The 18,495-nt window shown below is 47.0% G+C and carries 11 protein-coding genes; 5 read left to right on the forward strand and 6 right to left on the reverse strand.

Annotated features, from left to right (window positions below):
• Positions 1–36 precede the first annotated feature (36 nt).
• Positions 37–786, forward strand: a complete 750-nt coding sequence (locus tag V144x_RS25020) for a rhamnogalacturonan acetylesterase (protein ID WP_144989387.1) — start codon at positions 37–39, stop codon at positions 784–786.
• A gap of 22 nt (positions 787–808) precedes the next feature.
• Here V144x_RS25020 and V144x_RS25025 read toward each other — a convergent pair whose 3' ends face one another.
• From V144x_RS25025 to V144x_RS25035, 3 genes are all read right to left on the reverse strand, one after another.
• The gene (locus V144x_RS25025) at positions 809–1,723 is read right to left on the reverse strand and encodes a radical SAM/SPASM domain-containing protein (protein ID WP_144989389.1); all 915 of its coding nucleotides are present in this window, start codon (positions 1,721–1,723) and stop codon (positions 809–811) included.
• Positions 1,724–1,863: 140 nt separating this feature from the next.
• Positions 1,864–3,288, reverse strand: coding sequence for a hypothetical protein (locus V144x_RS25030; RefSeq protein WP_144989391.1), 1,425 nt, complete (start codon positions 3,286–3,288; stop codon positions 1,864–1,866).
• A 40-nt stretch (positions 3,289–3,328) separates the two neighbouring features.
• Positions 3,329–4,549, reverse strand: coding sequence for a hypothetical protein (locus tag V144x_RS25035; protein WP_144989393.1), 1,221 nt, complete (start codon positions 4,547–4,549; stop codon positions 3,329–3,331).
• Positions 4,550–4,699: 150 nt separating this feature from the next.
• Here V144x_RS25035 and V144x_RS25040 point away from each other — a divergent pair, with 150 nt between their 5' ends.
• Entirely contained in the window at positions 4,700–6,112 is a 1,413-nt protein-coding gene (locus tag V144x_RS25040; RefSeq protein WP_197998630.1) for a hypothetical protein, read from the forward strand.
• Between the two features lie 7 nt (positions 6,113–6,119).
• On the opposite strand, the gene V144x_RS25045 is transcribed toward V144x_RS25040, so the two are convergent.
• Positions 6,120–7,334 (reverse strand): sialidase family protein, encoded by a 1,215-nt coding sequence (locus V144x_RS25045; RefSeq protein WP_144989395.1) that lies wholly within the window; start codon positions 7,332–7,334, stop codon positions 6,120–6,122.
• A gap of 206 nt (positions 7,335–7,540) precedes the next feature.
• On the opposite strand from V144x_RS25045, the gene V144x_RS25050 reads away from it, so the two are divergent.
• Positions 7,541–8,638, forward strand: a complete 1,098-nt coding sequence (locus V144x_RS25050; RefSeq protein ID WP_144989397.1) for a cellulase family glycosylhydrolase — start codon at positions 7,541–7,543, stop codon at positions 8,636–8,638.
• Between the two features lie 21 nt (positions 8,639–8,659).
• Here V144x_RS25050 and V144x_RS25055 read toward each other — a convergent pair whose 3' ends face one another.
• Both V144x_RS25055 and V144x_RS25060 read right to left on the reverse strand, forming a co-directional pair.
• The gene (locus tag V144x_RS25055) at positions 8,660–10,720 is read right to left on the reverse strand and encodes an isochorismatase family protein (protein ID WP_144989399.1); all 2,061 of its coding nucleotides are present in this window, start codon (positions 10,718–10,720) and stop codon (positions 8,660–8,662) included.
• A 207-nt stretch (positions 10,721–10,927) separates the two neighbouring features.
• Positions 10,928–12,667 carry a trypsin-like peptidase domain-containing protein gene (locus V144x_RS25060; RefSeq protein WP_144989401.1) on the reverse strand — a complete coding sequence of 580 codons (1,740 nt, stop codon included), beginning with the start codon at positions 12,665–12,667 and terminating at the stop codon, positions 10,928–10,930.
• 1,052 nt (positions 12,668–13,719) lie between these two features.
• Between V144x_RS25060 and V144x_RS25065 the strand changes: the two genes are divergently transcribed.
• Together V144x_RS25065 and ccsA are read left to right on the forward strand one after the other, a co-directional pair.
• Positions 13,720–14,835, forward strand: a complete 1,116-nt coding sequence (locus V144x_RS25065) for a hypothetical protein (protein WP_144989403.1) — start codon at positions 13,720–13,722, stop codon at positions 14,833–14,835.
• Positions 14,836–14,894: 59 nt separating this feature from the next.
• Positions 14,895–18,494 (forward strand): cytochrome c biogenesis protein, encoded by a 3,600-nt coding sequence (gene ccsA / locus V144x_RS25070; RefSeq protein ID WP_144989405.1) that lies wholly within the window; start codon positions 14,895–14,897, stop codon positions 18,492–18,494.
• Position 18,495 lies beyond the last annotated feature (1 nt).

The raw sequence follows: 18,495 nt of genomic DNA on the forward strand, positions 1-18,495 counted from the left end.
GAAGCCAATTTCTTAATTGACAATGAGAACCATCCTATGAAAACTGCTCCCCATCAAATTCTGATCTCATTGATCATGCCTTTCTTATGCCTGTTCTGTTCTCCAGTCACGGCAGTTGCAAAAGAGCCACAAATTCAGGTGATGCTCATTGGTGATTCCACGGTCGCCACTTATTCCAAACGACCTGAAGATCGTCCTGATCTCACGGGCTGGGGTCAGGTGTTCGGTGAATTTTTCAACGACAACGTAACAATCCTCAATCGGGCCGCCTCCGGTCGGAGTTCAAAAAGTTTTATCAAGGAAGGTCGCTGGAAGAAATCAGTCGCTGAAAAAGCAAACTACCTTTTCATTCAGTTTGGTCACAATGACTGCCCCGGCAAAGGAGATCGCTCCACGGATCCCGCAACCGATTACCAACAGTATTTAAGACAATATATTGATGAAGCCCGAGCAGCGAATATCAAACCTATACTCGTCACTCCCGTAACTCGCAGACGATTTAAAAATGGTATGATCTGGACCACCCTGCGTCCCTATGCGGATGCCATGCTTAAAGTCGGTCGCGAGAAAAACGTACCGGTCATCGATCTACACCAGAAAAGCGTAGCACTGTTCAATCAATTGGGAGATAAAAAAAGTGCTTACTTCAGTCCCAAGCCAGAGGATCGAAGCCACTTCACCAGTAAAGGGGCACGCAAGATTGCAGGACTTGTAGCAGATGAAATTCCCACTGCAGTTCCGGAATTGAAACCGTATCTGAAACAACCGGTACTCAAAACCAATTAAAGTACTGCAACTCAAAATTTCATTACATGAAAGTGCATTTATTGCAGGGTTCAACACTCAATCGAGAAACTGTTGCCTCTCGAAGCTTACGATATTCAGGTGAGTTATAAATTTCGAGAACATGCTGCTCGTTTGCGTTTCCAATAGGATAATCTGCCTGGCCATCAGCGCAACAATGGGCCACTTCTCCTGTTGCCGTAATCGAAAGTTCAAACCAACGTTCACAGCCCATGTTTGGAACTGGGTTCACATTCAAACCTTCTACCTGCCCCATCCATTCCATACGAGGAAAAATACTGGATTTGAATAATGGGTAGTTAATGCTCACCCAATCTCCAAACTCATAATCGACTCGGGATCCATCGCCTACACGCGACAACACTACCGGAAAATAGACATCTCCCTCGGTAAAGGCATCGTGAATCATATCCAGTCGCTCGCGAGTGCGTTGATAGGGCAGGGCCATGACGCGCTCGTACTCTTCCTCACGATGGTCATTAAAGGAAATCCAGAGATAGCCGATATTTTTAATTTCTTGAAGCGCTTCTAATTTGTCTTCTGTAATTGGTGTCGCGTTGGAAGTCAGTGTGATCTTGGCTTGGGGTATCAACGAATTGATCTTTCTCAGCGTTTGAAATAAACGTGTATCCAGAAATGGCTCACTTACTTTAAATGGCGAAATCTGGAAATTCATTTCAGGAGGCAACTCGGTAAGCTCATTCAGCACTTTATCGATGAGTTCATCACTCATTTTTGTGTGCTTGCGATTCAGATTCGGATACGGACAAAAATTGCAGCTTGCATTACAGCGGGCGAGCGTTTCTAGATGCACATGTCGGGGGTAATCCATATATTGTGAATGACGCATCCGCGCCACACCCATATCATACTCTGCTCTCTGTTCGCTATATTCATAAGGACTAATAATTTCAAGCATAATGGCGACTCTTCCATGAATCAGACCAAAGGGACTTTTTTTGCGGGGCGAGCATCGCAGACATGCCTTTTTTTGTCAATGAGAATTCCACTTCTTATACATTTGCACCCAACCCTGGGGGATCAACCTCCACACAAACATTACGTCCTTCGAGCCACAAATCGCTTGAGGACTAACAGGAACCCGGGTACTGTCAGCAGGTAACCTATAAGCAGAAAGCCCCAGCCCGCTCCCACAGGCCCATAGGTTTTACCGAGGTACCAGACCAGCAGGCCCGTTGCCAGTTGAGATACGGTATTCAGGAGTAGAAATGGTTCCTGCTTGAACGGGCGAATATAGGCCATCACACACAAGGCAATATGAATCGGAAAAATCGCCAGTGTCAGCAAAATGGTCGGATACAAGGGTAATATTCTCTGCTGTAACTTTTGAGCTAATTTCCAGATCGGTTCCAGAGCGACCAACGCAGTTGGCACGTCAATATCCCGAATGGTTTGCAGCAAGAAGACGATCAGGCAAAACAGAATGCCCCCGATCAAGAGCACCGTTGTCGAAACCTGAAACAGACGACGAAAGACACGATTCAATTCGGCGATGTCGTTTTTGGCAACCAATGTGCCAAACAAGGGAGCACGTGTGAGCATCCAGGAATAGGCGGCCATTTGCAGTGTCATTAACGCAGTCCAGGTCAGCCCCAACTGACCGGCGACTGCTGCTCCCTGATACTCAAACATCAGAGGAATGACGAAGGAACTGGTGAAGTAGGCAGCCATCGCCTGAATCGCCAGCTTCCAATGGAGGGGCCAGACTTCCTCCGACCAACTCACTTGTGGCCCGGGTTGAGGCTTTAACAGTGTCGCAAAAAAACGTCGATAGCGAACGGCGATCAACCACAATTCCCAAAACAGACGCACTGCTGAAACCGCCACACAAGTCCATAAACCAGCTCCATTGGAGATGGCTCCCCAGACAACCAGCGTCCCCATAATCCCCTGCATCGCGCGATACCGGTTCGTCACCGATACCTGATTACATCCTTCCAGTAATGCGATACAGGGAGCCGCCATCAAACTGAGTGCCGTCAATCCCACCACACAAAACCAGGGACCGCGCCAAGTCACATCTGTTTCCGGTTGAGACAAAAAGAAATAATAGCCAGCGATTCCAATGGCCGTCACAAAGAGCGTTCCCGCGACTGCATACCATTTCAAGACTAGCGCAGCCAGACTTCTTAAACGTGATAAGGCCGATGCGTCTCCTGTCAAGTACCCCCGTTCATTCAACTCCAAATTATGCCATTCATGACTGGCCAGATACAGTGTCACGACCTGCATGCCCATTTCGACAAAGGTCTGTAAGGCGATCAACGCACCAAAAGTAACATAGTAGCCTTGTTCCTCGCTGGAAAAAAACGCGACGATCAAAAGCATCGTCACCGGGCCAGAAAGAAATTGCCAGCCACGATTCACCAGCGCATAAAAAACCGCACGATTGATTTCTATGCGGTTCAGCAATCGACGGGGCCAACTGCGCTGCTGTGGTTGAGATTCCCGCTGTTCGGTCATGCTACCGTGGTCTATTCTGTTTTAAGATTCAATGTCAACCTCAACAACCGGTCTCTGAAAGGTCAGAAACAGCACGCAACAGATGATTTTCTGTCCGCTTCAATTGCTCGACGGAATCGGCAATTACCAACACACTAACTAGCGGCAACATCATTCCATCGATTTGATCTGGTGCTGTCGCAATCAATCGTGTTTCCGACTCTTCCTGTTCCGAGACACATCTTAACCAGTTTGAAAACTTGACACCATACGACTCTTTCCAGGTAAAGTGCAACCAGCTCGCTGCCTGATTCGACTCTAAAAACCGAGAAAACCCCAACGCCAGCCGCCCCATAGTATGGCGTGCATTCACATCCTGTATTGGTCTCCACTGCCGTTTTCCCTTTTCGTCCCAATAACACATGGCATCAATGCCCAGCGGGCCAAAATAGCCTGCCTGTTGCGCACGTCGGGCAACTCGTTGTCCCACTTCGATCGCAGGCTGCCACTCTTCTAATGTTTGCTCATCTACTGTGATCTGGCTACCACGATATTGTCCGTGTGTATCACTGCGCAATAAAGCAACTCCCACAAATTGTGGAGCCCCTTGGCTTGGAATCTCGAACTGCAAACCTGCTTCTGCCTTGCGATTTACCCAGGGTTCCAGAAACAGCGTCTGGCCTTGCGCAAAACGTTTCCTGGCCCAGCCTCTCATCTGATCGGTAAGCTGCCCCCCCTGCCCTTGAATCCGTTCGCGTGCGGACATGCTGAAATTCGCTTTCACCACCCACGACGCTTCCTGGCTAGCTTGATGATTCTGCAACGCGCACACCGCAGACTCCAGTTCTTCAAGATTCTCAAGCTGTTGACTCCCGGCCAACAATAGGTCCCACTCCTGCTCACACTGAAAAGAAAACGTACGCGCATTCACAGTTTGCACGGCAGCAGTGGGAGGAGCATTCGCCTGCAGACCCTTTGATTTCGCGATCTGAAGCATTTCGCTTGACCAACCCCAAGGTACTAATTGCAATGAGGCTGCGTCTGCCTGACTTGGCCATTGATTCGTGAACTCGACGCGAGGTAAACCCGCGTATTCCAACTGAGTAGTGAACTCAGCAGAAATTTTTCCGGGAATAGAAATAAGATCACCGTCTTCGGCCAGACTAACCCAGCAACTCGCCAGACTTGCATTCAGAACCGGCGCCGCTCCTCCTGAAGTTCCATAGACTTCATTTGCTAATTGATGCTCGAAATCAAAATTACCCAGAAAAAACTGACGCATCACAAACTAGCCCAAATTTTTTCATCTAGAATGTCATTTCCTGTTTCAAATTTATAAAAACAGCTTGAATTGATAAATAAGGAATCTGTTATACTATGTAACTCCAGCCAGAACTATCCTCATTATTAATTTCCCACGAAAGTCCGACTGATGCCTTTACTCAGAAGATATATTACTTTTATTCTCAGCCTGACCGTATTATGTACTCTGTTTGTCTGTCAAAGTAAATTCGGTCAGGCAGAAGAGAACTCAAAGGCAAATCTGTTACGAATTGCCACATTTGAATGTGATATTACGCCACCTCTGGGAAGTCCGCTCTGTTATGGACACGTAGCACCAGCAAAAAAAATTGTGGATCCGTTGAGTGCACGGGGTATGATTCTATTGGGTTCAGGCCAACCCATTGTCATCCTGGCACTCGACTGGGTGGGAGCGAACAATGGGACACAAGATGTCTGGAAAAACAAACTGGCCGATGCGCTCAACACATCAACCGACCGTTGTGCCATTCACTGTCTGCACCAGCACGATACACCGGGTGTAGATCTCTCAACGAGTGAGCTTCTCAAAGAGAATAACATAAGTGGAACCATGTTTGATGAAGCATATGTAGAAAACGTCATGAATCGCTCGGTAGAAGCAGCGCGCAATAGCCTGAAACAATCACAACCTGTGACACACATCGGCACGGGAAAAGGTAAAGTGAAACAATTTGCTTCTAACCGTCGTATTCTCGGTCCCAATGGTAAAGTCAAAATTGTGCGTTACAGTTCATCACGCAACCCTGCTGCTATCGAAGCACCTGAAGGTACGATTGATCCCTATGTCCGTGTCCTCAGTTTCTGGAATCAAGACCAGCCTTTAGCGGCCCTCAGTTATTATGCAACCCACCCTCAAAGCTATTACGGTCGAGGAGGCGTAAGTTGCGACACGGTAGGAATTGCGCGAGGACTAAGACAAAAGAGTCTGCCGAATGTGTTTCCCATTCACTTTAATGGCGCAGGCGGAAATATCGGCGCAGGAAAATACAACAATGGCGATCCTGAAAATCGTCCATTGCTGGCACAACGACTGGCGACAGGAATGAAACAGGCTTGGGAGTCAACGAAAAAAACGCCTGTCTCTGCGAAGGAGGTGAGCTGGAAATCGAAACCCGTGTTACTACCACTCAGAGATACTCTGAACTCTCAAAAGCTGACAAGCATCCTGGAGAACCCCAAAGCACGGCTGACAGACCGAATTCGAGCCTCGCGTGATCTGGTCTATTTACAAAGAACCCAGGCTGGCAAAACAATTGATATCACCTGCCTGCAGATTGGTCCGGCATATGTGATTCACATGCCGGGAGAATTGTTCGTCGAATACCAACTCGCGGCACAGAAAATGGCGCCTCAGAATTTTGTCTGCATGGCCGCGTATGGCGATCAGGGACCGGGTTATATTGGGACGAAAGTTTCCTATGCCGAAGGAGGCTATGAAACGGGCCGTGTCTCCCGAACCGCCCCAGAAGTCGAAGCGGTCTTAATGCAGACACTGCGAGAGTTAGTCGGAAAACAGGACTAATGCAGTCCTACTCTGGTTTCGAGGGATGAGACCACTTAATGCGCGCGGTGTAAACCCGATTATTACTACCATACTTTTCGATCCCCACAGGTTGCATCCACTCGGTAACTGTCACCCAGGATTCGAGCGGACTGATTTTCACAACCGCAAAGTTTCCCATGCGGGCTCCTTTTTCGGGCACGATGATTCGTTCGGTCTTCCGAATGACGCGTAAGGTTTTAGGATCGACTTCTGCCATGAACAGTGGTGCCCGATGACGAAATACATGATCGTTATTCGCACCACGTCGGGTATAAACCAGAAACAGGCCATCGCTATGTGTCACCCAGTGCTGTTGCGTGTTGTAGTTCCCGAGTTCCCGCCCATCATCAAATTTCCAGATAACAGGTTTTGAGTACTTCAAACCATCGTCACTGACCGAGACATATCCTTTCTCGTCATTCCGCATGGTTAGGTAAAACTTATCTTGAAACTTTGTCACCGAGGGTTCATACAGGCCTCGTTTAACGGGTACTGTGTGCTCGCTACCATGTTTTTTGTAGGTCAGTTTTTTTCCATCAAAGTCACACAATACAACCGCAGTGCTATATTGCCGTTCTGTTTTTTTCTTAAAGTAAATCGGTAACAAAATCGTACCATCCTTCAGATCCACGCGCTGGCCAGAACCAGAGCCACAGTTTTCGAATTTGAGTTCATCTGGCATTTTCATCGTGGTCCATTCCGACCAGCTATGATCTTTCGCATCGTAAACGGAATAAGCAACATGCCTTTTGCGGACATGCATCACTTTATTGTTTTCATAGCGCACTGAATGACCGGTTCCCAATAATGTCTTTGTGTTAGCATGCCATCCAGGCGTGAAATCGCAGATGGCAATTTCTTTCGTTTTCGATAATCGGCGTCTCCCCAACGAAGCATGCTCAATCGGTCCGATCCATTTCTCACCATCGGCAGTTCTCATCTCATTTAGCGCGTAAAACACGTCAGAACCACTGAGCAATAATTTTTGCATGGTCATCACGACTAATGGTCTATCATTATTTCGTTGCAGAATCACGCCTGCGCGAGCATGCACCCAGCAGGTCTTACCATCAAAGCCTTCAGAGGCAGTCCGCAAATCGACCTCATAAGTAAGTGGTTTCTGTTCTTCACCGGCTGTTACTTGAGTCTGGCCGATATACATAAAAATGAGTGCGAGACAGAGCGATAATAAGAATTTCATAAGGGCCTCTTTTTAAAAAACAGTCGGGTATCTATTTACCATAAGCGGAGTTCCTGTATTGCTCAATCCCAAAGGAACATTCTTTCTTAAGACATCAGAGATCACGGGATTGCAATCTACTCTATGATCATTCAGAATCAATATAAGTCAAATCATATCCGTGATCGACAATCATTCTTTTACACTTCTTTTTGAGGAACAGGCTGATGCGGATTTTTCTCTTGATCGCACTAATGTTTTTCGTGTCAGTAAAGCCTCTTGTTGCCGCCGAGTTAGATTGGATTCAGATCAGCCCGGATGGTAAATCATTCATCACTGTAGAAGAGCAAAAAAAGTTTGTCCCCTGGGGATTTAACTACGACCATGATCGAGACGGACGACTTTTAGAAGACTACTGGAGCACGGAATGGAAAGCGGTCGAACAGGACTTCGCTGAGATGAAACAACTGGGCGCAAATGTAGTGAGGATTCATCTTCAATTCGGCAAATTCATGTCAGCCCCCGATCAGCCTCGCAATGCAGCACTCAAAAAACTAGATGAGTTACTGAAACTGGCCGAGCGGACGGGCTTGTATCTCGATCTAACCGGACTGGGATGTTATCACAAACAGGATGTTCCCGCGTGGTATGATCGCTTAACCGACAAAGAACGCTGGCAAGCACAAGCGAATTTCTGGGAAGCAATCGCCAGACAATGTGCAAACAGTCCGGCGATATTTTGTTACGACTTGATGAATGAACCGGTCGTCCATGCAGGGAAGAAAAAAGGAACTGACTGGCTTGGTCCCGGGTTTGCAGGCAAGCATTTTGTGCAACGAATCACACTCAGCCCTTCAGAACAACCGCGTCCCGAAATCGCAGCCGCCTGGATTAAAACTTTAGTAGACACCATCCGAAAACAGGATCAACGGCACTTAATTACCGTAGGTATGGTTCCTTGGAGCCTGAAACGCCCCGGACTGCAGTCGGGCTTTGTTCCCGAACAGGTGAGCCAGCATCTTGATTTCCTCAGTGTGCATATTTATCCGGAAAAAGGCAAAGTCGATGAAGCCCTGGAAACGCTCAAGGGATTTGATATTGGGAAACCCATTGTCATTGAAGAAACCTTCCCTCTGAAAAGCTCACCCCAGGAATTCGAAGAGTTTATCCAGAAATCGAAGCAATACGCGGATGGCTGGATTGGTTTTTACTGGGGCAAAACACTTGATGAATATAAACAGGGAAAAACGATCCGCGATGCCATCATGGCCAGCTGGCTGAAATTCTTCCAAAAAAATGGCCCGCAATTTAAATCAGAACCATAATGTTGGCACATTTAAATCAGGTCAGGGTTTGAAAACGATATCGGTCACCGTCCCAAATTTCGCGGGCAGTGGCATGTTGGCAAATTGGGAATTATTGCCCCTCCGGTACTGCCAGCGACCTGCCAGCGACAAATTGCCTGTTGCCGAAACGAGTTGAGGCACGGAACGGAAATCTGCGTTTTTAGTTTGGCCTGTGACTTGTAAAACAATCAGGTTTGCGTCGTTGGGGGTCACTGCTTTTGGGACGATCTGAAAACCAGCGTCTGTTTTCTTTAAAGCAGTTCCATTCAACCAGGCATTGACCTGAGTTCCCTCGGCCTCGCCGACTTTCAATGTCAGTGGTTGGTTTGACATCCACTTTTCGGGAACTCGAACCACACATCGATACCAGCGACTTTGGTTCGTATCGTTTGACTTCTCTGAATTGGGAATCTGTACCACTGACCAATGCGGTGCTTCATGAAGTGTTACCTTTTCCGAAACCGATACATCAGCTGGATTCAGACCGGCGGCCCAGTAGACACCATTCGCCAGTAACCGCACAAATTCAGGATTTTTAAAATCGCCCGGGTGTCCAAGTGAAGTATAAAATGATTTGCCTCCATCCTTCCGCTTGAACGTCCAGGCAACTGGCTCGACTGGAAAGCCTTTAGCTTTTCCCGTCATTAAAACGGTTGTGTTTTTCGCCAGAGGAGAGACTTCATACAGCGAATAGGCTTGCTGGAATGGTTTATCAGGGATTCCGGTGAGAATCGGATTCTGTTTCTGAGACTCATTGATCGAAATGATCGACTTCAAATCGTTAGCGAGGTGGCCATGATAATTTCCGCCGAAGACTTCCGCATCAAATTCAGGCCAATCGTATAATCCTGCCGGTGGCTTTTTGCCTCTAAGTGAAAAGGCATGACTGGCGGTGCGAATACCGACAACGGGCTTCCCGGCTTTCACGTACTTGCGAATCGCCTGCATCGCTTTTTCAGGTAACACACGGCGACGAACACTGAAGAGTACCACGTCGGCTTCGTTAATCACTTCGATACCAGGTATCGAATTTCGATCCTTGTCATCCGCAAAAACATAACTAACCCGAAAGTGCTTACCCAGATGTTTACCAGCAAACTCGGGTAACGTTTTTTTCGTATCATATTCGGCTTCCGCCATCACGATGACTAGGTGTGGTCGATGATCTTTTTTAAATACAAAAGATTTGCCACCTAAAAATTGGTCACTGGTAATTGTAGGGCAGATAAATTTCTCAATATGTGAAATAATCAAATCGTTGCCCGTAAAATGACTGACGTAAGGCCAGCTTTTAGGATTATACATGGTGTCAGTCATGTCACGGACAAGCACTACGTTCTTCCCATTTTTGGCCATCTGACGTAAACCAAAGGGACGCCCCAGCACGCACATGTTGGTGTGCACCCCGGTGAGAATGACGTTGTTGATCCCGCGGCTGTTAAGGATATTCCAAACTTCATCGCCTTTGTCACTGATAAAATCTTTATTGCCGTCAATCGTGATCAGAGCGGACTGACTTTTCCAGGGTCCTGCTGGATTACGCCCCAGTGACGCCAGTTTCTTCGCCCAGGCCGCATGCTCTTCGGGGTCATCATCTTCTCCACCGTCAGATTGATCAACGGGGTAGACGGCACGTTCTTCACTGGGAATCCGCGAGCACCAGTTTTTGATACCCTCTGGATGAACTTTAGACTTGGGAGCCTGCATCGCGCGCATGCGTGCCGGATGCCCTTTATAAGCGTCCATACAATCGCTGGGAGCATGAATAATGGTGACGCCCTGATCGCGAGCCGTTTTCAATAAATTGTCAAGGCGTGGTGCAAACTCTTCCAGCCGTTTGACTGCGTTAAAACAATGATGATAGTCCCAGACATCGCAGACAATAATTGCAGTTTCTTGAGGCTTCCAGCTTTCCGAACGGTGCAAACGATGATAGCGTCCCGAATCTTTGCTCGTTTCCTGCTGATAACGCAGTTGTAATTTCAAATCCTCAGCCGACAGCGAGGTGGTTGAGACCAAAACCAGACTTAGGCAAATCGCCAGTTTCTGCAAAACGTTCACGTGGAATCTCCTGGTGGCAGGCAATGGGAAGGAATCGAAGAAAACAATCTGCTGATGGCATCAGCAGACAGTTCATTCTAAAGGTTCTCGATAGCACAACAAAAGCCTGAAAGCAGAAAACCAAATAATCCAGCCTAAAAAGAAGTATTCTTCCCAGGCTGGATTATCGTTGTGAATAATGAACCAGAAGCAACTTATACTGAGAAATTAGCGTCGAGACTGAGCAGAACGGCGGTAACGCTGAATCTGATTTTCGACCTGCTGAATTTTTTCTCTGCGCTGCTGATTTGTAATCGTGGTCTTGTTTGCAGTTTGAGTGAACGATGAAGGATGACGAAAATCAAGCTCTTCTGACTGAGCATGATTCATACTTTTAGCACGTGGTAGATTGCGGACCATGCGTTTATTTCGCATTTGTGGCTCACGGGAAATTAATTCGCTGGGCTTAAAACGTGCTGATGTCGGCTGTGGTTGATTGCTCACTTCACCCGACAGATAAGAAACAAATTTGGAACTGGCTTTGTTAATGATGACCACACGGCTCGCCGACTTTGGTTTGTTTAAGGGGCGAATGATACAGACGACTTCTGATTCCCCCGCTTGCTCTAAAGCCGCCTGCAATTGAGAAAGATCATGATTTCCTGTAGTCGGAGAGTCCACCGGTTGAGTTGGCATCGCACGCTCTAAAAACTCGGCAAGTAATTCTTGATTAGGTTCTTCTGCCGCCATTTTGGTTTCAGTAGGAGTCTGTTGGAATTCTGTTTCTTTGTAAAGTGCTGTCAGTTTCGAATCATCCAACAGTTTGTGAATCACAGGCAAACCTGCATAAAGTCCACGTTGATCTTCTTTATCAACAGCAAAACAAATACCCACTAACTGACCTGATCGATCAAACAATCCACCACCAGAGCGTCCTTGAACGGGCATCCCCGTGCATTCGATATTGTCCGGTCCTAAAAAGCGGTTCAGGGCCGTGACCTGAATTTTCTCCAATGTCGGAAGTTCTCCACCATTACAACCTATACTGGCAACGGTATCACCCTCCTTAACCTGATGCTCAATTCCAGCAACTTTTGCCGAAGAAAAAACATCTGAAGTAGGAATTGAAATTAATCCAACGTCTGCTTCCAGATCATAGCGAATTAAAGTACCTACATAGGTTTCGTGCTTGTCGCCTTGAAAGACATCGACTTCGATGACCGAATCATCGCGTAATTCACTGAAAATATGACTGCAGGTTGCAATCAAGGTACGTCCGACCGCGCTGTGAATGATCGTACCTGATCCGAGGTCCAGACCTTTTTTATCTTTCACTCGAATACGAACGGCGCTCTCACGCCAATTGTTGACAACATTTCGTTGTGGTGTTTCAGACTTCCGATCATTGGTAGAATCACCAAACTGAGCACGAATCACAGGTTCTTGCTCTTCTACTGCCACCGATTCTTCTTTTTTCGACTTGCCAAAGAAGGGAATATTGAAACCACGAGACTTCTTTTTTGGCTTGGTTTTATGTTGTGCCAACTGGATTGAAGCCTGCTTGGATCCGTTTCCTTTTTGGTCGTTGGAAACAAAAATGACCTCGTCGTTTTTATTGGGAACGGGAGGTCGCTGTGGTTCCGCCGCAGGAATACGTGCCAACATCCGTCTCAAGTTGCTCTCAGTGGTTGAACCAACAGACCGGGCGACTTCCTGTCCTCCGACAACTAAAACAAATGCAGGAATACTGGAAACATTAAAACGACGTGCTAATTCTGGTTCCTGATCAACGTCGACTTTCCTGATAGGATAACCTTCGCGTTTGAGACGCGAAATCAACGGACTCATTTTCTGACATGGACCGCACCACGTCGCGGTAAAGTCTAAGAGCACTCCCTTGGGAGTTTCCGCAAGAACTGAGCTGGAAAATAACAAAAATGATAAAACTACTGTCGTCGCAAACTTCATCTACCAACTCCTCAAAAAGGTTGGTTTAAACGCATTACACGTTACTGAATCAGATAAAGGGGTATTCACTCTTTGCTTCCGTTGAGAAACAGATCGGTTTCCCGCTGGTGAGCATACAACCTGACTGGTTGCTGTTTGCAGAGAAGCAGAGCAAGGAGATTGGATTTCAATCCCCACATGAGCGACAAACTGCTTAGACGTTCTCTTAATCTGAAGAGCTTCGACAGTTCGAAAATTCACAGCCCAATTGAGCGCGTCAACAGGCGATGTCTGTGAAAATAGCTTCACTATGCGGCTTCCATGCCTAAAAGGTTGTTTTGCCAACAAGCTGTTGGATTTTTTGGATACTTAAAACGGGATCAAGCGTCGGTCTTCCTGACCATTTGCATTGATTGATGTGATTTGTCGGTTCCGTACCTAGAAGTAACTATTTGAAAGAAACAGGATCGAAATCCCATTGAGGACAGGTTATTTCAAAAATAAGCACCTTGCGTACCACAAAAACAAATTATTTTGCGAATTATTCGCGAGAATGCGTAAATACATTAAAGAGAATTCTTTGTAAATAGGATTTTCTCTGGAACCTTTTACAATCGGCCCTACTCGAAACCAATTTCGTAACTTTTTTGCAAGGCATTGTAATTTTTACCCTATTTTTAATCATTTTCGGTAATGGCCGGATATTGTCGATTGCGGTATCGAATCACCACGAAAGAGAAAGATTTTACGAGAGGGAGACAAACTGGTTGTGTACTTTTTCTGTCTGAAACAACTATAATAAAATAACGGTGCTTTTTGAACAAAATCAGGAAGAATCGACTCAACCAAGACTTACGTATCTACTTTTTATATAATGACTTACAACCTTGCAGAGAGACCTCGTCTTTCTCAACACCTTCCTACCTTATCGTACTGTTACGGAACCACTGTCTGTTTTTCTATACACATACACATATCAGTGATGCAGCCAATCACGATATTGTTGAGAGAAACGCTGGTTCGACAAAATCACTTGAATCAATTGATTAGACCTTTTAGGTCGACGGAATCTTATGAAACAAACATGCTCGCTTATTGTGATGTTCCTGCTGCTTTTCTCTGTCGGTTGCTCCAAACAGGAAGAGATCACCTCTTACACTGTGCCAAAGAGTGAGAATGATACAAGCTCAACCGTGTCGGAACGTACTACAGCACCTGCCAAAGAAGTGCGTATGCTGGCTGCGATCCTGCCCGGCGGTTCACAGAACTGGTTTTTCAAAATGACAGGTGCTCCCGATCAGGTGAGTGCCGAGTTTGATACGTTTATTACCTTTCTCAAATCGATCAAACTGGAAGCGGGTAAACCTGCATGGACACTGCCGGAAAACTGGGAACAGGAGCCAGGACGCTCAATCCGTTTCGCTACACTCAAAATTAAAGATAGTGATCCCCAATTGGAACTGACTGTCACACCACTCTCTGCAGGGAAGTCACTCCCGGAAGATATACTTTCCAATATCAACCGATGGCGTGATCAGGTAGGACTTTCAGAAATCACGACGAAAGACATTGAAGCCGCCTCCGATACCAAACCGGCATTAGACGCTGAACTGTTTACACTGAAAGATCAAGGCGACAAAACCATTACCGTCGTCAGTTTAAAAGGCATGATGGCCGGGAATCCGATGGGTGGTGCACCTTTTGCATCAGGTATGCGGGGTGGCATGAGACAGCCGTCTCCAGGACCAGCTAACCCTCCGACTGCATCTATGAAATTAAAATATGAAGCTCCTGAAGACTGGAAGCCTGGACGAAGCGGTGGAATGCGAAAAGCAGCCTTTAATATTAACGCAGGAGATGAAACGGGTGAGGTTACGATTATTGACTTATCCAAAGAACACTCTCCTCTGTTGCCTAATATCAACCGTTGGCGTGGGCAGGTCGGCTTGAAAGACATTTCCGAATCGGACCTTCCTAAAGAATCTGAAGAGTTGAAAGCAGGAGATCTTAAAGCGACCTATGTGAAACTGATTGGCCCCGAAAATTCGAAACCACGCAAAGCGATTCTGGGAGCCATAATTTATCGCGATAATCTGGCCTGGTTTGTCAAGTTCACAGGTCCCGCAAAACTAGCGGAACAGGAAGCAGATCGTTTCAAACAGTTTGTGCAATCGATTCGCTTTGAATGATTACAAACAAAGCTGATTTAGAGACGTAATTTTTTGAGCTTATATTTCAGGAATTTAGTATGTCAACGAACACCATTTCCGACAAATCCAGCGAATTTGCCGCACCAGATTTCGATTCGGGTTCGACAAATCTCAATGAGCAGTTCCTGAGTTTCTTAAAGCCTTTTGCCTCGTTGCGACTGACGGTCGTCTTGTTTGCGATGGCCATCTTCATCATCCTGGCGGGAACGCTGGCGCAAGTGAATAAAGACATTTGGGTTGTCATCGATGAATACTTCCGCACCGGCTTTGCCCGTATCGAATTTAAAATCTTCTTCCCCCCTTCTTTCTTTCCGAACCTCAACCAGGAAAACATCCCCGGTTTCTTCTACTTTCCCGGTGGCTGGCTCATTGGTTTTCTCATGGGCATCAATCTGCTGGCAGCGCATTTCATTCGATTTAAAGTGCAGGCGAAGGGAAATCAAAAAGCGATTGGCTGGGCCGTGATTGCTGCGGGTCTGCTATTGACCTGGGTCGTGATCGCCAGCGGTTCCAATAAAGACGGGTTTCAGGAAACTCCCCTACTCAGTTGGTCTGCTTTATGGACTCTGATTGAAGTCGGGCTGGGAGCATTAGTGCTGGGGGGAATCTGGCTCTTTTTTAAAATCGAGTCGTTCAGAAAAATAGAACGCTGGTTGACCATGGGAGGCGCTGTTCTGTTTGCCTGCCTGTTGGCCTGGTTTCTCTCTCAGGGTGATGCCGCACGTTTCAGTGATTCCTCGATGCGCATTCTCTGGCAGTTGATTAAAGCGACTTTTGCAGGCGTTGTACTTCTGGCTGGATGTATCATCCTGTTTAAAAAGCGAGCCGGAATCGTGCTTTTGCATGGTGGCATCGGTCTGATGATGCTGAGTGAATTGATGGTCGGTACGATGGCTGTCGAAACACAGATGACGATTTCGGAAGGGGAAACGGCAAACTTTGTACACGACATCCGCGAAATTGAATTGGCGGTCATTGATGAAACCGATCCCGAACAGGACCAGGTCACCGTCATCCCCAAATCGATCTTACTCGCCAAACAAGAAGAAGTCGTTTCCGACACCAAACTCCCCTTCGATTATGAACTGGTGAAATTTTACCCGAATGCTTCCTTACGACGCATTTCTTCTTTAGGTCCTGAGGAAAAAAAGCAGGCTGAGAATCCAGCCACCACGGGTATTGGCAAAGAATGGATTGCCTTACCCACGCGAAGTTCGGCTGGTACTGATAGCGACGGCGCTGTCGACACTCCTGCTGCCTACATCAAAATCATTGATAAAAAAACAAATGAGTCGCTCGGCATTTATCTCATCAGTCTGGAGATGGCATTACAGGACATTGGCGAACAAGTCATTGTCGACGAGAAACCATATCAACTCTATCTCCGCTTCAAACGCATCTATAAACCATATCGTGTGAAACTCATCGATGTACGAAAAGATGATTATGCCGGCACCAGTACTGTGATGAACTATTCCTCGGACATTGAACTGGTAGACCCCACAACCAACGTTGATCGAGAGATCAAAATCTGGATGAACAATCCACTCCGTTACAGCGGCGAAACATTCTATCAAAGCGGCTACCATGCCGACCCCCGCACCGGAAAAGAAATGACCACCCTGTCCGTCGTCACAAATATGGGTTGGATGATTCCCTATGTTTCCTGCATGATCGTCGCCGTCGGCATGTTATACCATTTTATGATTACACTGTTACGCTTTCTCGGACGCCGCGAACGGACTACAGAAGCAACTGCCGTCGCTGAGTTTTTACCACCTGAAGAGAAAGACGAAGCGAAATGGATCAAGAAAAAACGATCAAAGGCAAAGCTGAAAAGCTGTCTGATTCCCGCATTGATTCTAATCATCTTTGGCGGTTATCTGATGAGCAAAGCCCGCGTCCCTAAGACACCGTCAGATGAAATGAACGTCTACAAATTCGGAGAGCTCCCTATTTTATACCAGGGGCGATTCAAGCCCATTGATACGCTGGCGCGCAACAGCCTGCGGGTCATTTCCGGTCGGCAGGATTACAAAGACGAAAACGGAAAAACTCAACCTGCCATCAAGTGGCTGCTGGATACGATTGCCAAACCGCGCGAGGCCTTTGCACTCAATGTCGTTCGAATCGAAAATCTGGAATTACTACACACATTGGGGCTGGAGAAACGGAAAGGCTTCCGTTACTCCTTCGATGAATTCGCAGAAAAGATTCCTGAACTCTCCAAACAGGCTGACCTGGCTCGCAAAGCAGGCCGTGGAAAGGCCAGCCTGTATCAATCTCAGGTCCTTGATCTGGAACGAAAGATTGGCATTGTTGATTTGATTATCCAATCATTCACCCCCCCGAATATCCGTCCCGAATCGGCGCGTGATGATTTGATTGAAGCAATCAGACGTCATCGGATGCTTGACCGCCGCAATCCTCCACGCGCGATTCCACCAGAAGAATCAGAGAGAAATGAAGTCGAAGGGGAAGATGATCAATGGCAAACCTATACCTACGCCTGGACTCGTGATCTGGTCAAAGCCAGTTTCTCGAAAGACAAAGAAAGCGAAGCGACTCAGGCCTGGACGAAAATGTTGGTTGCCTATGCGAAAAATGATGTCGGAGAATTTAATAAAGAAGTTCGTAACTATCAAAAATGGCTGGAGAAACATCAGGCCGAGATGCCAGACACCAGCTTATCGAAAATTGATTACGAAGCCTTCTTCAATCACTTTGAACCCTTTTATTACTCCTCGGTGTTATATCTAGTCGCGTTTGTACTGGTTTGTTTCTCATTTTTGTTCTGGAACCGCCCGTTAGGCGATGCCGCATTCTGGCTGATTGTGCTTACGTTTGTCGTACATACGTTTGCCCTGATTTCTCGTATTTATATCTCGGGACGTCCACCTGTCACGAACCTGTATTCCTCGGCCGTATTTATTGGCTGGGGGGCTGTACTGGGGGGAATTGTGATCGAACGCATGAATCGGCTGGGCATTGGAAATCTGCTGGCCTCGGTCTCCGGATTTTCCACACTTCTGATCGCCCACATGTTGGCCGGGGATGGTGATACGATGACCGTGCTACAAGCTGTTCTTGATACTCAGTTCTGGCTTGCCACACATGTGGTTTGTATTACACTTGGCTATGCCGCAACGTTCGTGGCTGGTCTCCTTGGTCTGTTTTATATTTTATGGGGAACTTGTACACCCCGCATGACCGCAGATGCAGGTAAAGAAGTAATTCGCATGCTCTATGGCGTGCTCTGCTTTGCCATCTTCCTCAGTTTTGTGGGAACGGTGCTCGGTGGTCTCTGGGCCGATGATTCCTGGGGCCGTTTCTGGGGTTGGGACCCGAAAGAAAACGGGGCCTTAATCATTGTGCTCTGGAACGCACTCGTGCTGCATGCCCGCTGGGGAGGTCTGGTCAAAGATCGTGGTCTGGCAATGCTTTCCATTGGCGGTAACATCGTCACCAGTTGGTCCTGGTTTGGCGTCAATGAACTGGGCGTCGGATTGCATTCCTATGGTTTCACGGAAGGCGTTCTCAAAGCCTTGGCGCTATTTATGCTGTCACAACTGGCAATCATGGCCATCGCCTTGATTCCGCAAAAACGCTGGTGGAGTTTTAAGAATCGTGAAGCATAAC

This window comes from Gimesia aquarii, assembly GCF_007748195.1.
Classification (GTDB): domain Bacteria; phylum Planctomycetota; class Planctomycetia; order Planctomycetales; family Planctomycetaceae; genus Gimesia; species Gimesia aquarii.

Excerpts from the sequence above, each read along its gene's own strand:
- V144x_RS25020 (WP_144989387.1), top strand. The coding sequence starts at position 37 with ATGAAAACTGCTCCCCATCAAATTCTGATCTCATTGATCATGCCTTTC.
- V144x_RS25040 (WP_197998630.1), top strand. The coding sequence starts at position 4,700 with ATGCCTTTACTCAGAAGATATATTACTTTTATTCTCAGCCTGACCGTA.
- V144x_RS25030 (WP_144989391.1), bottom strand. The coding sequence starts at position 3,288 with ATGACCGAACAGCGGGAATCTCAACCACAGCAGCGCAGTTGGCCCCGT.
- V144x_RS25050 (WP_144989397.1), top strand. The coding sequence starts at position 7,541 with ATGCGGATTTTTCTCTTGATCGCACTAATGTTTTTCGTGTCAGTAAAG.
- V144x_RS25025 (WP_144989389.1), bottom strand. The coding sequence starts at position 1,723 with ATGCTTGAAATTATTAGTCCTTATGAATATAGCGAACAGAGAGCAGAG.
- V144x_RS25060 (WP_144989401.1), bottom strand. The coding sequence starts at position 12,667 with ATGAAGTTTGCGACGACAGTAGTTTTATCATTTTTGTTATTTTCCAGC.
- V144x_RS25065 (WP_144989403.1), top strand. The coding sequence starts at position 13,720 with ATGAAACAAACATGCTCGCTTATTGTGATGTTCCTGCTGCTTTTCTCT.
- V144x_RS25035 (WP_144989393.1), bottom strand. The coding sequence starts at position 4,549 with ATGCGTCAGTTTTTTCTGGGTAATTTTGATTTCGAGCATCAATTAGCA.
- ccsA (WP_144989405.1), top strand. The coding sequence starts at position 14,895 with ATGTCAACGAACACCATTTCCGACAAATCCAGCGAATTTGCCGCACCA.
- V144x_RS25045 (WP_144989395.1), bottom strand. The coding sequence starts at position 7,334 with ATGAAATTCTTATTATCGCTCTGTCTCGCACTCATTTTTATGTATATC.